We start from the raw sequence: 13,434 nt of genomic DNA on the forward strand, positions 1-13,434 counted from the left end.
CGACGTAGCGTGTCGCAAGAAATGTAAATAATACGTAACCCATGCTGCAGTATTTCAAAATAAAATAACCAATATGATTTGCTTAATTTTGTGCTCAAAGGCAAAGTAAAAGCATAACAAGGAGCAAATCTATGTCTTTATTAGAAAATCTCGGAATTAAACATCCTATTTTCTTGGCACCGATGGCAGGTGTCTCTACGCCCGAGCTTGCTGCCGAAGTGTCCAATCAGGGCGGCTTGGGTTCACTGGGTCTGGGGGCCAGCAGTATCGAGGCTGCACGAGAACAGATTTTAAAGACCCAGGAACTGACAGATTGCCCTTTTCAGGTTAATTTTTTCTGTCATGAGAGTGTACCTGTAGATGAGGCTGTAGCGCAGGCATGGATTGCCCAGTTTAAAGATAAATTTGCCGAATATGGCACTCAGGCACCGGATCATTTGGAGTGTATTTATCCGAGTTTTAAAGACAATGATGACTTCCTGAATCTGGTATTGGAAACCAAACCACGGGCGGTCAGCTTTCATTTTGGGATTCCGCATCCGCATCAGATTCAAGCCTTAAAACAGGCCGGGATTCTGACCATGGTGTCTGCCACCAATTTTGCCGAAGCTAAAGCTATTGAAGCAGCCGGAATTGATATCATTATTGCGCAGGGTATTGAGGCTGGTGGCCATCGCGGGATTTTTAGCACCAAGTTTGATGCTTCAGTCAAAACCTCCAATCTGGTGAAGCTGATCAAACAGCATTCTTCCTTGCCGATTGTAGCGGCAGGCGGGATTATGACGGGTGAGCAAGCGCGTCAAATGATGGATTTCGGTGCAGATGCCGTGCAACTTGGGACTGCATTTGTGCAGTGTAAATCTTCTAATGCCAATGATGCCTATCGTAAAGCCTTATTTTCCAAGCCACTCACTCAGGTGAGTGCCAGTATTTCCGGTCGTCCTGCACGTGGCATTATTAACCACTGGCATATTGAGGTGGATACACCCGATCGGCTGGATGTTCCCGCTTATCCATATACTTATGATCTGGCCAAGCAATTACATGCTGCTGCTGCCAAACATGGGGATCAAGGGTATGGCGCATTCTGGGCAGGTTCGAACGTAGCACAGATTCGTGAAATGGAAGCGTCTGATCTGATCAATCAGCTCATACTGGAAATGAAGCATCTTTAATACTTGAATCATAAAAAAACCTCTCCACATGGAGAGGTTTTTAATTTATCTAGAATTAGCGTGTGACACGATGCCAGGCATCTTTAACTGCAAATTTCGCTTCTTCCCAGTTGAGGCGGGACTCACCTTTTAACTGTTCCCACTTGGTACGCAGTTCAGGTTCGGCACGGTCAAAATCCGTATCATGCTCATACATCGGACGATTTTCATAACCGACCCGGTAAGCACCGCGATAATCACGATCATAATCTAGATCGCCATATGTGCTACGCGTTTCATTGAAATACGGGCGATTATGATACTCATCTCTCCAGTAATTATCTTCTGCTCTCAAATGATCTGGATGTCGATAGTTATCTGCCTCAGGAAAGTTCTCTGGGTGCTGGTAATTATCTGCCTGTTTCTCATGATCAGGTGTCGCAATGTCATTACCTGCAATACCGCCAACAACACCACCGATAATACCACCCACCACTGCACCTGGAGGGCCACCGACCAGACCTGCAACTGCGCCTACCGCAGCTCCACCCAAAGTACCGGCACTGGTCGCAGCCAGATTATCTTCACCTTCATTCATGTCTGGAACACGAGGATTATCTTTCACGGGTGTATTCAAATCTGGACGTGCATTAGTATCAGTCGGATTGATATTCAGGCCTTCACTGCGTTCTTGTGGCAATTCCGTTGACGTTTTATGGCTAAACTCTGTGACTGGACGATTGGTATTTGTCATTACAGATCTCCCTCAATGATGACGATAAACAAGATGGATCACATCTGGTTTATATCTGGATAGGTTCATCTTTATATCTGGATAGGTTCATCATAGAGGAAGCTTGAGTAAGCAATGTCCAAGTCCTGTCCAGTTTAAGTGAACAAACTGTGCTGCTATGTATTAGACAGGCTGAAGTGTAAACAAAATGCAAAAATCAGCCTGCTCAAGATAAAAAAGGTAGGGATTTCATGCAAAAAATATTACATGATTCGCTGAATTTTGCCCGTCATTACTTGGTTTCCAGTAAATTCACCTGCTCGACCTGTACATCAGTCATGGTTAAACCATGTTCTAGCAGTGCATTAAAATAATCTTCTACCACATGATACTGGTCAGCGGTATTTTCTACCTGATACATGCTTTGACGAAACTCATTACTGGAACGCAGTCCTTTGGTGTACCAGGCAATATGTTTACGGGAAATTCGGCAGCCGGAATACTCGCCGTAAAATTCGTATAATTCTGTCAAATGTCCCAGCAGTACATCTTTAACTTCTGTAATACTTGGTGCGTCAAGATGTTGACCAGTTTTTAAATAATGGGCAATTTCACGAAAAATCCAGGGGCGACCTTGTGCTGCACGACCAATCATAATTGCGTCTGCACCGGTATAATCCAGCACGTATTTGGCTTTTTCCGGACTGTCGATATCACCGTTGGCAATCACAGGAATCTTCAACATTTCCTTTACGTCTTTGATTAAAGAATAACGCGCGGTATTCAGGTACATATCTTCACGGGTACGGCCATGTAAAGCTAGCGCTGCAATTCCGGCTTGTTCAGCACGTTTAGCGACACGCATAATATTTTCCTGACCGTTCAAATAACCCAGACGGGTTTTTAAGGTCACTGGCACATCAACTGCAGCCACAACTGCATCCAGAATACGCGCAACTAGATCTTCATCCTGCAATAAAGCAGAACCGGCGAGTCGGTTACAGACCTTTTTGGCTGGGCAGCCCATATTAATATCAACAATTTGCGCACCATTGGCCACCTGATAACGTGCCGCTTCAGCCAGATCATGGGGATCTGAACCAGCAATCTGCGCTGAAATCGGTGCCAGCTCTCCATCAAAATTGGCACGATATAAGCTCTTTTTACTCATGCGCAAAGTTTTGTCAGATGTCATCATTTCACTGACCGCATGGCCTGCACCAAAGTATTTGCACAAGGTTCTAAACGGACGATCGGTCACACCTGCCATGGGAGCGACAATCAAATTGTTTGACAGTTGATATGGACCAATATACATATAAATTCATCACTTTTTTGATGGGCATAGTATACTGCATCTGCCTTATTCGCTCATCTTTTCAATTAATTTACGACACCATGAATAAAACTTTCGCTTCTTGTTTTTCTTTTAAGTCATTGTCTGTACTTGTACTTTCTCTGGGTCTTGCCGGTTGTGGCAATGGTTCATGGTGGTCAAAAGATGATGAACCGACACTTGAAGTTGAACATATTCGCAAAGCTATTCCAAACCGTGTCAACCAACGTGAGTCTTGGGCACAAGATATTTATGACATTACCGAACAGCTCGGCATTCCTCAGACCAAGGAAAATGTTTGTACGATTGTGGCAGTGGTTGATCAGGAATCTAACTTTGTTGCAGATCCTACTGTTCCGGGTTTGGGTGAAAAGGCGGTTAAGGAAGTCCAAGGTCGCCTTGATGAAAAATTCAAAGATAAGCTTGGTCAAGCAATTGGTGGCACAGTTGCAGGATATTTCCAGGAAGTTCTCAAGAACCATCCGAGTCCTGAAGACAACTACTTAAGCCAGATGCGCCGGGTCAAAACCGAACGTGAACTCGACGAATTATATCGTGAAATATTTGACTATATGTCAAAGCATTATCATGTTAGCGCCCTGACTGGTGCTGCCAAACTGGTCGGCCAGAATATTGGCGAGAAAATGAATCCAATTACCACCTTGGGTTCAATGCAGGTACATATCAGCTATGCGAAAGAACATAAACGCCAAGGCGGCAATATCGCAGAGTTACGTACCGATCTCTACAGTCAATATGGCGGTCTGTATTATGGGATTCATCGCCTGATGATGTATCCGGCGGATTATGACAAGCCAATTTATCGTTTTGCGGACTATAACTCGGGCATGTATTCCAGTCGAAATGCCGCTTTTCAGAGCATGTTAAATGATTTAACTGAAGCCGAACTTGATCTGGATGGCGACTTATTGCTCTATACTAAAGATGGCGCGATCCGTTCGCAGAAGAGTCAATCTGAGCGTGAGTTAATCAGTGTTTTTGCCAAAAATAATTTTATTATCACTGAACGTCAAATCCGAGCTGATTTAAAGAAAGAAAAAGATAAAGACTTTGAAGATACGATGACTTATCGTGGTGTCAGCAAGCTTTATCAGGAAAAAACGGGTAAAGATCCTATCTATGCCATTATGCCTGAAGTGGTCATTTCCGGACCAAAATTAAGTCGTGATTATAATACTAACTGGTTTGCTACCCGCGTCGATGGTCGATATCAAACATGCATGCGCAAAATCAAAAATCTAAAACTCTAGCCTTATTTGATTTTGATGGAACCCTGTATCTACATGATAGCTTTACCGGGTTCATTTTCCATGCCTTAAGAAAACGGCATATTGTGAAACGCGGCATGCAAATTTTGCCATGGATACAGGCCTATTATTTAAATTTCTATCCGGCACACCGCATGCGACCCAAATTGTATGCCAGCATGTTTAAAAACAGTGATGCAGAGGAAATTCTGCAATTAGCTCAGGATTATGCACAACAACTAATATTCAAGTTGAATCCGAAATTATTAGAACAACTTAAACAGCATCAACAATTAGGACATGAAGTCGTGCTGGTATCAGCCTCATTGGATTTGTATCTTAAACCGGTGTGCAGTTATTTAAATATCGATTTAATCTGTAGCGAAGTTGAAATCAAAGCTGGGAAATTGACAGGGTTTTATCAAACTCCTGACTGTAGTAACACACAAAAGAAAATTAGAATTCTAGAAAAATATAATCTGGATAATTATGCTGAAATTTATGCTTATGGGAATAGCGAAGAAGATCAGGAAATGCTGAGTTTGGCACATCAACGCTATCTGGAAGGACAAGATCAGCAATTGCCAAAAATTAATCTACCATCCGATTCAATGACATATTAGGGCTTTAAAATTTCCGCTTTATTGATACGCCATAATAATCTTTAACAAGCACTTAAATGACAGATGAGTTGTCGCTCAATGATACTTTTAAGGCAGATCTGATGACTGAATCATCCAGACTTTTTTGTTTAAATATAAGCTTCATCCATAAAAAAACCACCTCAAATAAGGTGGTTTTTAGCTTTAAGAAATATTATTTCTTAAACGGAAATGCATATTTCACAATACGTTTGATTACGCTGCCATACTGTTTTACCAGACTGGCATTGTTGTAGTTCAAACCATATTTTTCACACACCGCCTGAACTTTTGGCGCCATTTGGCGGTAACGACGGGCAGGCACATCAGGATACAGATGATGTTCAATCTGGTGACTTAAATGACCCGTCAAGATATGGAATGCTTCAGAACCGGTCAGGTTAGATGAACCACGAATCTGGCGCATATACCAGTGACCACGGCTCTCATTTTGCAGTACCGATTTCGGGAACACCTCTACATCTTTGGTAAAGTGGCCACAGAAAATAATACTGAACGTCCAGATATTACGCAGACCATTGGCCACCATATTACCCGTCAAAACTGGCAAAGCAGCAGGACCTGCAATCAATGGAAAGAACACATAATCTTTAAACAATTGTTTACCGATTTTGTTCTGCATTGGGCGCCATTCTTCTTTGGTCTGCTCTTTGCTTTTGCGACCTTTGAAATATTTACCCAATTCAAGGTTCTGAATGGCCACGCCCCACTGGAACAGCAAACAGAATGGCACCGCATAAATCGGTTGTAATAAATAACCCGGTTTCCAGCGCTGTTCCGGGAAGAGGCGTAATAAACCATAACCGATATCATCATCCATACCCTTGATATTGGTATAGGTATGATGCTTAAAGTTATGTGTTTGACGCCAGTTGTCTGAAGTCCCTACGATATCCCATTCATAGGTCTGACCATTCAATTTAGGATCATTCATCCAGTCATATTGACCGTGCATGACGTTATGACCCAGTTCCATATTTTCCATGATTTTGGCAAAGCCCAACAGGCCTGTCCCCAACAACCACGCTGGCGGGAACCAGCCTGCAAACAGCAAAGCACGACCGGCAATCGATGAATAGCGAATGGTTGAATAGACACGACGGATATATTTGGCGTCTTTTTCACCCAGATCATCTAGCACTTCTTGCTTAATCGCATCGAGCTCACGTGCAAGTTCATCAAGTTCAAACTGGGTTAATTCACGGTTTTTAGGATTTTTAAAATACTGTAATTTTACTGGCATATTCATAGGATAAAACTCGCTTATAAGTCGATGACAAGGTCAGTCTGCGCTGAGTTAATACAAATTTTGAGCAGGTTGCCGGGTTCGGTATTTTGTGCACCGTTGACCAAATTCTTGGTCGAACCTTCTACTTTATTGCAGGCACATTTATTACAAATGCCCATACGGCAACCATGGGTCGGTTTAATATTTTGCTGTTCCAGGCTCACTAGAATGGATTGGCCTTTTGGAATGCTGACAATTTTTTTCGACTGGGTCAGGGTGACATTAATAAAGCCGGTATCCGATTGATCCGCCAAGCTCATGCTAAATGCTTCACCTTTAAACTGTTTTGCCTGAGCAAAAAGCTGTTCTGCTTTAGATACAAAACCTGAAGGGCCACAGCAATATACGATGCTATTTTCCAGATTTTGCAGATCGGTCAGATAGGTTTCATCAAGACGTGCAGCAGCTGGCTGTTCTTGAGTGGCATACACATGAAATGAGAAATTTGCATGTTTTTGAGCAAGTTCTTCAAACCGTGCTTTAAATGCGGCATCCTGATCTTTTTTAACCCAGTACCAGAGCGTGATCGGTGCAGATAGTTCACCTTTTTTGCTCATGCTTTCCAGCATACTGAGCATTGGAGTAATACCACTTCCTGCCGCAAGCAAGATCAATGGACTTCTCTGCGCAGGCAAGGTCATATCACCATAAGGCTGACCAAATTCGATCACATCACCCACTTGTGCCTGCTCTGCAAACCAGGTGCTGACTTTACCGGCATTGACTTTTTTCACGCTTAGCAATACATGCTGAGAATCGACACGGGTCAAGCTATAGCTACGTTCATAACGAATGCCATTCACTACCACATAGACCGGATGATGCTGCCCTGCTTCACCAAACTTAAATAAGCGATTCACCTGAATTTTCAGACTCAGCATATCCTGTGCTGCATTTTCTTTGTGCACGATCTTGCCTAATGGCTGATTCAACGACCATACAGGATTGAGTTTCTGAATCCAGAAATTAATCGCATGCTGATCGATTACACTGTCAGACAGTGCATTCAACGGCGTTTTAAGTTTTTGGAGTACATGCATCGTTTGCGACATCACCTTGGGTTTTTAATTATTATACACATGTATATATATTTGTATATACAACCGTATTGTTTCTAATCATTTCACAAGCTTGACTGGCTCGGTTATAATAAAATGATTCATGCATGAACCTATCGATGAACGAGCCTTCAATGAAAATAAGCAGTGACGCATCTTTATTACAATCGAAAAGCATTGATGAGCCGATTATCGTACGGAGTGTCGGTCGCAAGGCCACCATTACCAAGGAAGAACTGTTTCAGGCTGCGTTGAATCTGATTGGGCCACAAAAAAGTATTTCCTCTTTAAGTCTACGTGAAGTCGCGCGTGAAGCTGGTATTGCACCGAACAGCTTCTATCGTCATTTTAAAGATATTGATGAACTGGCCATTGAGCTGATTGATCGTGCCGGAATTGTATTGCGTCAGATTTTGCATGAAGCACGTCTGCAAGCTTCTCGCCAGAACAGCATCATCCGCAGTTCTGTGGAAGTTTTTATTGCCCAGCTGGATGCCGATGAAGGCAATCTGAGCCTGTTATTACGTGAAGGCTATACTGGCTCCAAGTCTTATAAACAGGCGGTAGAACGCCAGTTAAATTATTTTCAGCAGGAACTTCAGGAAGATTTGATTCGTCTGGAACGCCTAAACAATAAGAAGTTATTTCATCCGGATATTGCCGCCAAAGCCATTACCCAACTGGTCTTCAACATGGGCGCCAATGTGATTGATATGCCTGCCGAAGACCGCAAAGAAATTGCCGAACAGACCATGATCATGATCCGGATGATTCTGGAAGGTGCACGTCATCTGGAAGATTCTCAGCTACGTTAATTTTCCGATTTGCATGAACTAGTATAAAAAGAGACGTAATCAGCGTCTCTTTTTTATGATGATTACAAAAGTGCGAGTTGAGCTTTGACTGCCTTTGCAGTGGCTTCCGGATACTCAAGCGGGAACATATGCCCGCCCTCGACCACAGAATAATTAATCCGATAAATCTTGTGCATCCCTTGTGGCAACCCCTGCTGATAAAACTGGCTTTGCTCTGCAGTCATCAGATGCATCGGCACTTCAGGCGGTCGGCGTGGCGTTCTCCACCACCAGGCTGGCACAGTCCGGAAGATTTCCGCTTCTATCTGTTTTGGAATAGTTAACGTCACCCCACCACGTTCAGGTTCTGGCTGAATGCCGCTCTCGATATAATCAGCAAAACATTGCTCATCGAAATTTTTAAATAGACGGTTAGATCGCAAAGCTTCAATCGCGACCTGTTTCGATGACCAATGATCTTTGCGTTTTAGCGTAATTCCTGCGGGTGTATAACGATCGACACTTTTTAGATTCAGCTTTTTCATCAGTTCGAACATGGCGCTGTTTTTTCCAATCACAAACGGTGGATCCATAATGACCAGTTTAGAAAACAGTTCGGGACGGCGATACGCCGCCATCAGGGTCACCAGACCGCCGAAGGAATGCCCTAAACCAATCACCTGTTGATGAGGGAATTGCTGCTCAATATCTGCAATGACTTCATCGACCAGATAACGCCAGTCTCGCGTAATTGGATATTGCGGATTCATGCCGATAAAGGGAATCGCTTTGACTTCATAGTCTTGCTGAAAACAATGCAAAAACTTTTGATAAGTTGCCGCAGGGATACCATTAGCATGAGTAAAATGTAGGGCTTGTTTCATTATTTTTTAAACGCAGCGCGTATTCATCCTGAAATCATCGAATGAGCTTACTGATCTATTCCTTGATTCGGCAGTGCAAAAATGCTCAAAACATGACCTCAAAGTCATTTCTCTGCACTTCTTCAGAATTTAAAGTCTATTTCTGCGATACAGTCAAATGTTGCATCGGTAGAAAAGTCGCGCCGCAACTGGCCTTATCCCCCGCGATGACCACTGCCCGTCCTTTGACAGTAATAGACAAATTGCTGGAAATTGCGGTGACCAGAGTCTGACATTTGGGACAATAATGCTTCATCCCATTTAAATGCACGGCAATACCATTGATCAAAAAAGAGAGTTCACATTCAGTCACCATGCCGCCATGACTGGTCTTTGTGCCAAGGGTAATCAGTGCTTTTGACATGCTTTGTCATTCTTATTATTCAGTAGACTGATTTTAAACAGGAGAAAAATGACAGACCAGCATTCTCCGACAAGAAAATAATAAACCCGGATTTTTCCCATAAAAAAAGCAGCCCGAAAGCTGCATTTTTTAATGATTTAAAGCTTAAGGCTTGACGACGACCATCACCTGAATGGCTTCCGGTGTTACCGATAGACCATCCAGCAGGCTTAGACCTTCTTTCTGCAACTTCTGTAAACGCGCAATTTCATCTTCACGGATACTTGGGTTGAACTGCTTCAAATAGGTCAGGCGATCAATTTCATATTGCCATTTATTGCCATACACTTCTTTGGCTTGCTGCTTGAAGCCCGGCAATTCACTGCGTGCCAGTTCAAGCGCCTGTTGATAACGTGCTTCGATCACATCACGACGTGCTTTCACCACCTGACGACAGCTATTGCCATCTAAATGATGCAGGTACGGTTTCAGGATTTCTGGTGCGATCTTCTGTGATAAATCCTGACCTTTTTCACTCAGCAAGACACGAATCAACTGTTGCGGCAAACTAGACGGCAAGTTCAATGCTTTCGGTGCTACCACATCGACCTTGAACCAGACTTCTAACAATACCGAACCTTGTGGCAATGCTGCAGATTTTAGTACCGCAACGTTGGTGCTACCAAAGCCTTGCGTATTGATCATCTCCATCACGCTTTCAGTGAATGGATGTTCAAGTGTCAGGTATTGCGCATCTTCACGAATTTGTGCCTGATCACGATAGAAAGTAGCGGTAATTCCCTCTTCATCCAGCGTCAAACCTTGAACCTGCATTTGATCGGTTGGCTTGATGATCACTGTACCGTTACTTTGCTCATCAAAGTCGATATTCGTGGACGCCATAAAGCGCTTCATGAAAATCGGCAAAGTGGTATTGTCGTCATAATCTTCAAGCGCGTTGACAATTTCCTGTGCTACCACCGGACGGCAAGAGTTGTATTCCAGCAGACGGTCACGACCTTCCTGCAATTCAGCTTCCAGCGCTTCACGTTGCACGCTGACTTCTTCTAGCAGGTCTTCAAACTCTTGTCCTTTATCCGCCAATAGACAGTCTTTCAAGCGAACAATAAAGTTTTCTTGCAAGGTCTGTGCAGTTGGAGAAATATTGCTGAAAATATTCAAAGCTTCGTTATACCAGCGGAACATACGTTCTTGCGCAGTTCCTACCAGATAAGGCACGTGAATCTGAATGCGGTTTTCCTGACCGATACGATCCAGACGACCAATACGCTGTTCCAACACGTCCGGGTTCGCAGGTAGGTCAAACAGAATCAGGTCAGAGGCAAACTGGAAGTTACGTCCTTCTGAACCGATTTCCGAACAAAGCAGAATTTGCGCGCCATACGAATCTTCAGCAAAATATGCTGCAGCCTGGTCACGTTCTAATAAGCTCATGCCTTCATGGAACATTGCGGTACGAATACCGGCATGCAAACGCAGTACATTTTCCAGCGCTTCAACCACTGGCCCGCTACGCGCAATCAGTAAGACTTTCTTGTGTTTTAAATCGGTACGCAAACGCTCCATCAGCCACATCACGCGTGGATCGGCTTCCATCCACGAGCCATCTAGCTGGGCTTCTTCAGGCCACATTTGCTCACGTAATTTACCGTCTTTAGACCAGTGTTCTGGTGCCGGTAATGGTGCGGGCTGACAGTCACGTCCCGGGAAGCCCTGAATTGCTTCACGCGTATTGCGGAACAGAATACGGCCTGTACCATGACGGTCTAAAAGTTCGTGAATCGCACGGAAACGCTGTTCAGGAAGATCCTCAATTGGATGTCCTAACAAGGCTTCAATCGCAGTGAAATGCTCAGCTTCTAGCGGCAGATCTGACATCAGCACTTCTGCAATTTTAGCCGTATGCTGATATTGCGCTTCTTCATCGAGGAAACGATCCAGCGAGTTAAAACGTTGCGGATCAAGCAAACGTAGGCGTGCAAAGTGACTTTCCACACCGAGCTGTTCAGGTGTCGCCGTCAATAACAACACGCCCGGCGTATGTTCAGCCAGTTCTTCGACCAGATCATAACGGTCATTACCGCCATCTTCTTCACTCCACATCAAATGATGTGCTTCATCGACCACCAGCAAGTCGAAACCGGCTTCTAGTGCCTGTTCACGCAAATCTTCATGGTCGACCATCAAATCGACAGAGGCAATAATTTTTTGTTCGGTCAAGAACGGGTTTTGTTCAGGATCATGTTCTTTGATCGATGCAGTACGGGTCAAGTCAAACAGCGAAAACTCAAGATTAAAACGACGACGCATCTCGATCATCCACTGATATTGCAGTGAATCCGGTACTAAAATCAGGATGCGTTCAGAACGGCCGGTTTTGAGTTGTTGATGGATGATCAGACCCGCTTCGATGGTTTTACCCAGACCCACTTCATCGGCCAGTAATACACGCGGTGCAAAACGCTGACCGACTTCATGTGCAATATACAGCTGATGCGGAATCAGGCCGACACGTGAACCCACCAGACCACGCAGTGGACTGCTTTGCATATTGGCCTGCATCAGCAACGCTTCAATACGCAGGTCATACCATTCTTTATAATCAACCTGACTGGCCAATAAACGGTCTAAAGGCTTAGACAATTGGATGGTTGCACCAATACGGGTTTCATTCAGCGATTTACGTTCTTCAGTTCCATCTTCCAAGGTACGAACGACGTGATAACGTACCACGCCATTGCGGTCTTCAACGGATTCTACAATCCACTTGGTCCCTTCCTGATCCTGTAATTCATCTTTCACATTAAATACGATACGAGATAAGGGTGCATTGCTGCGTGCATAGACGCGGGTTTCATCGCTTTTCGGGAATAAAATGCTGACCGACCGCTCATCAACATCAATAAGAACGCCTAAACCGAGTTCTGTTTCAGTATCTGATAACCAACGTTGACCAATAGCAAATTGCTGCAATTTTTCCACCTTTATCTTAAGTACAAGATTATGAATATTAGGCTCAATCACGAAACGTCATTGGAGCAAAATTTCACACCTTCAAGCAATGTATTTTGACATAAAGCCCACTAAAAAGTGAGCATAATTCACGCCGATTAAAGAAGTATTTCCTAGAACGGCGCCGGACAATAAAATTCGACCAACTGCTCTGTTTGAGGATGATAAAAACTCAAACGTTCCGCGTGTAAACATAAACGCGAGCTGAGCTGTTGCTGTTCGGGTGTCGCATATAAGGTATCGCCAATAATCGGATGTCCGAGATATTGCATATGCACCCGTAGCTGATGTGAACGGCCGGTAATTGGGATCAGTTTCACCCGGGTCACAGGCTGTCCCTGAATATTAAAATGTTCAATCGCCTGCCAATGCGTGATGGCCGGCTTATGATGTGTGGGATCTGCGATATGTAAAGGCGGACGGCTTGGATCATACACCACTGGCACTTCAATAGTGCCTTCACCTTCGAGTGTACCTGCAACCACAGCCTGATAGGTTTTATCAGTCTGGCGTTCCTGAAACTGGCGGGAAATGGTTTTTTGTCCCCATTTGCTCAGACCAAAGGCCAAAATACCGGATGTATCGCGATCCAGTCGATGAATCAGTAAAGTTTTGGGTTCTAATTTGACCAGACGGTTGATCAGGCAATCTTGTAAGTCTTCTGTTTTACCGGGAACTGTGAGTAAACCTGCAGGTTTGTGGATGACCATGAAATCGTCATCACGATGTATCAGATGTTCGGTTAGAAAATTACTCAAAGTTCAATCCCAGGCTGATCGTGAAAAACAAGGCGGCAATGATAGAAAGCTTAGCCAATAATTACAATGCGCATTTATGTAAAT

The 13,434-nt window shown here is 43.9% G+C and carries 12 protein-coding genes; 4 read left to right on the top strand and 8 right to left on the bottom strand.

Annotation, left to right across the window (positions count from 1 at the left end; all coding sequences use genetic code 11):
• Positions 1-131: 131 nt before the first annotated feature.
• On the top strand, positions 132-1,175 hold the full coding sequence (locus Q9R21_RS00675; protein ID WP_311203502.1) for a nitronate monooxygenase: 1,044 nt from the start codon (positions 132-134) through the stop codon (positions 1,173-1,175).
• A 55-nt stretch (positions 1,176-1,230) separates the two neighbouring features.
• On the opposite strand, the gene Q9R21_RS00680 is transcribed toward Q9R21_RS00675, so the two are convergent.
• Together Q9R21_RS00680 and dusB are read right to left on the bottom strand one after the other, a co-directional pair.
• On the bottom strand, positions 1,231-1,908 hold the full coding sequence (locus Q9R21_RS00680) for a hypothetical protein (protein ID WP_004729893.1): 678 nt from the start codon (positions 1,906-1,908) through the stop codon (positions 1,231-1,233).
• Between the two features lie 271 nt (positions 1,909-2,179).
• Positions 2,180-3,205 carry a tRNA dihydrouridine synthase DusB gene (gene dusB, locus Q9R21_RS00685; protein ID WP_311203503.1) on the bottom strand — a complete coding sequence of 342 codons (1,026 nt, stop codon included), beginning with the start codon at positions 3,203-3,205 and terminating at the stop codon, positions 2,180-2,182.
• Between the two features lie 80 nt (positions 3,206-3,285).
• On the opposite strand from dusB, the gene Q9R21_RS00690 reads away from it, so the two are divergent.
• Both Q9R21_RS00690 and Q9R21_RS00695 read left to right on the top strand, forming a co-directional pair.
• Positions 3,286-4,494, top strand: coding sequence for a DUF1615 family protein (locus Q9R21_RS00690; RefSeq protein WP_004646653.1), 1,209 nt, complete (start codon positions 3,286-3,288; stop codon positions 4,492-4,494).
• The gene (locus Q9R21_RS00695) at positions 4,461-5,114 is read left to right on the top strand and encodes an HAD-IB family phosphatase (RefSeq protein WP_311203504.1); all 654 of its coding nucleotides are present in this window, start codon (positions 4,461-4,463) and stop codon (positions 5,112-5,114) included. Before Q9R21_RS00690 ends, Q9R21_RS00695 begins: the two co-directional genes overlap by 34 nt.
• A 193-nt stretch (positions 5,115-5,307) precedes the next feature.
• On the opposite strand, the gene Q9R21_RS00700 is transcribed toward Q9R21_RS00695, so the two are convergent.
• Together Q9R21_RS00700 and Q9R21_RS00705 are read right to left on the bottom strand one after the other, a co-directional pair.
• Positions 5,308-6,402 carry an acyl-CoA desaturase gene (locus Q9R21_RS00700; protein WP_004279989.1) on the bottom strand — a complete coding sequence of 365 codons (1,095 nt, stop codon included), beginning with the start codon at positions 6,400-6,402 and terminating at the stop codon, positions 5,308-5,310.
• Positions 6,403-6,416: 14 nt separating this feature from the next.
• Complete coding sequence (locus Q9R21_RS00705) at positions 6,417-7,481, bottom strand: iron-sulfur cluster-binding domain-containing protein (RefSeq protein WP_311203505.1); 1,065 nt, start codon at positions 7,479-7,481, stop codon at positions 6,417-6,419.
• A gap of 152 nt (positions 7,482-7,633) precedes the next feature.
• On the opposite strand from Q9R21_RS00705, the gene fabR reads away from it, so the two are divergent.
• Complete coding sequence (gene fabR / locus Q9R21_RS00710) at positions 7,634-8,314, top strand: HTH-type transcriptional repressor FabR (protein ID WP_004646648.1); 681 nt, start codon at positions 7,634-7,636, stop codon at positions 8,312-8,314.
• 62 nt (positions 8,315-8,376) lie between these two features.
• Here the strand turns inward: fabR and Q9R21_RS00715 are convergent, their stop codons facing one another.
• The 4 genes from Q9R21_RS00715 to Q9R21_RS00730 all read right to left on the bottom strand — a co-directional run bounded on the left by Q9R21_RS00715 (position 8,377) and on the right by Q9R21_RS00730 (position 13,350).
• Positions 8,377-9,177 (bottom strand): alpha/beta hydrolase, encoded by an 801-nt coding sequence (locus Q9R21_RS00715; RefSeq protein WP_311203506.1) that lies wholly within the window; start codon positions 9,175-9,177, stop codon positions 8,377-8,379.
• Positions 9,178-9,313: 136 nt separating this feature from the next.
• Positions 9,314-9,580 (bottom strand): PAAR domain-containing protein, encoded by a 267-nt coding sequence (locus tag Q9R21_RS00720; RefSeq protein ID WP_311203507.1) that lies wholly within the window; start codon positions 9,578-9,580, stop codon positions 9,314-9,316.
• 144 nt (positions 9,581-9,724) lie between these two features.
• Positions 9,725-12,562: an RNA polymerase-associated protein RapA gene (gene rapA / locus Q9R21_RS00725; RefSeq protein ID WP_311203508.1), complete on the bottom strand. Its 2,838-nt coding sequence runs from the start codon at positions 12,560-12,562 to the stop codon at positions 9,725-9,727.
• Between the two features lie 143 nt (positions 12,563-12,705).
• Positions 12,706-13,350: an RluA family pseudouridine synthase gene (locus Q9R21_RS00730; RefSeq protein WP_311203509.1), complete on the bottom strand. Its 645-nt coding sequence runs from the start codon at positions 13,348-13,350 to the stop codon at positions 12,706-12,708.
• Positions 13,351-13,434: the final 84 nt, after the last annotated feature.

Source organism: Acinetobacter sp. RG5, assembly GCF_031844265.1.
Taxonomy (GTDB): domain Bacteria; phylum Pseudomonadota; class Gammaproteobacteria; order Pseudomonadales; family Moraxellaceae; genus Acinetobacter.

Excerpts from the sequence above, each read along its gene's own strand:
- Q9R21_RS00680 (WP_004729893.1), bottom strand. The coding sequence starts at position 1,908 with ATGACAAATACCAATCGTCCAGTCACAGAGTTTAGCCATAAAACGTCA.
- Q9R21_RS00705 (WP_311203505.1), bottom strand. The coding sequence starts at position 7,481 with ATGCATGTACTCCAAAAACTTAAAACGCCGTTGAATGCACTGTCTGAC.
- Q9R21_RS00690 (WP_004646653.1), top strand. The coding sequence starts at position 3,286 with ATGAATAAAACTTTCGCTTCTTGTTTTTCTTTTAAGTCATTGTCTGTA.
- Q9R21_RS00675 (WP_311203502.1), top strand. The coding sequence starts at position 132 with ATGTCTTTATTAGAAAATCTCGGAATTAAACATCCTATTTTCTTGGCA.
- Q9R21_RS00695 (WP_311203504.1), top strand. The coding sequence starts at position 4,461 with ATGCATGCGCAAAATCAAAAATCTAAAACTCTAGCCTTATTTGATTTT.
- Q9R21_RS00700 (WP_004279989.1), bottom strand. The coding sequence starts at position 6,402 with ATGAATATGCCAGTAAAATTACAGTATTTTAAAAATCCTAAAAACCGT.
- Q9R21_RS00720 (WP_311203507.1), bottom strand. The coding sequence starts at position 9,580 with ATGTCAAAAGCACTGATTACCCTTGGCACAAAGACCAGTCATGGCGGC.
- fabR (WP_004646648.1), top strand. The coding sequence starts at position 7,634 with ATGAAAATAAGCAGTGACGCATCTTTATTACAATCGAAAAGCATTGAT.
- dusB (WP_311203503.1), bottom strand. The coding sequence starts at position 3,205 with ATGTATATTGGTCCATATCAACTGTCAAACAATTTGATTGTCGCTCCC.
- Q9R21_RS00715 (WP_311203506.1), bottom strand. The coding sequence starts at position 9,177 with ATGAAACAAGCCCTACATTTTACTCATGCTAATGGTATCCCTGCGGCA.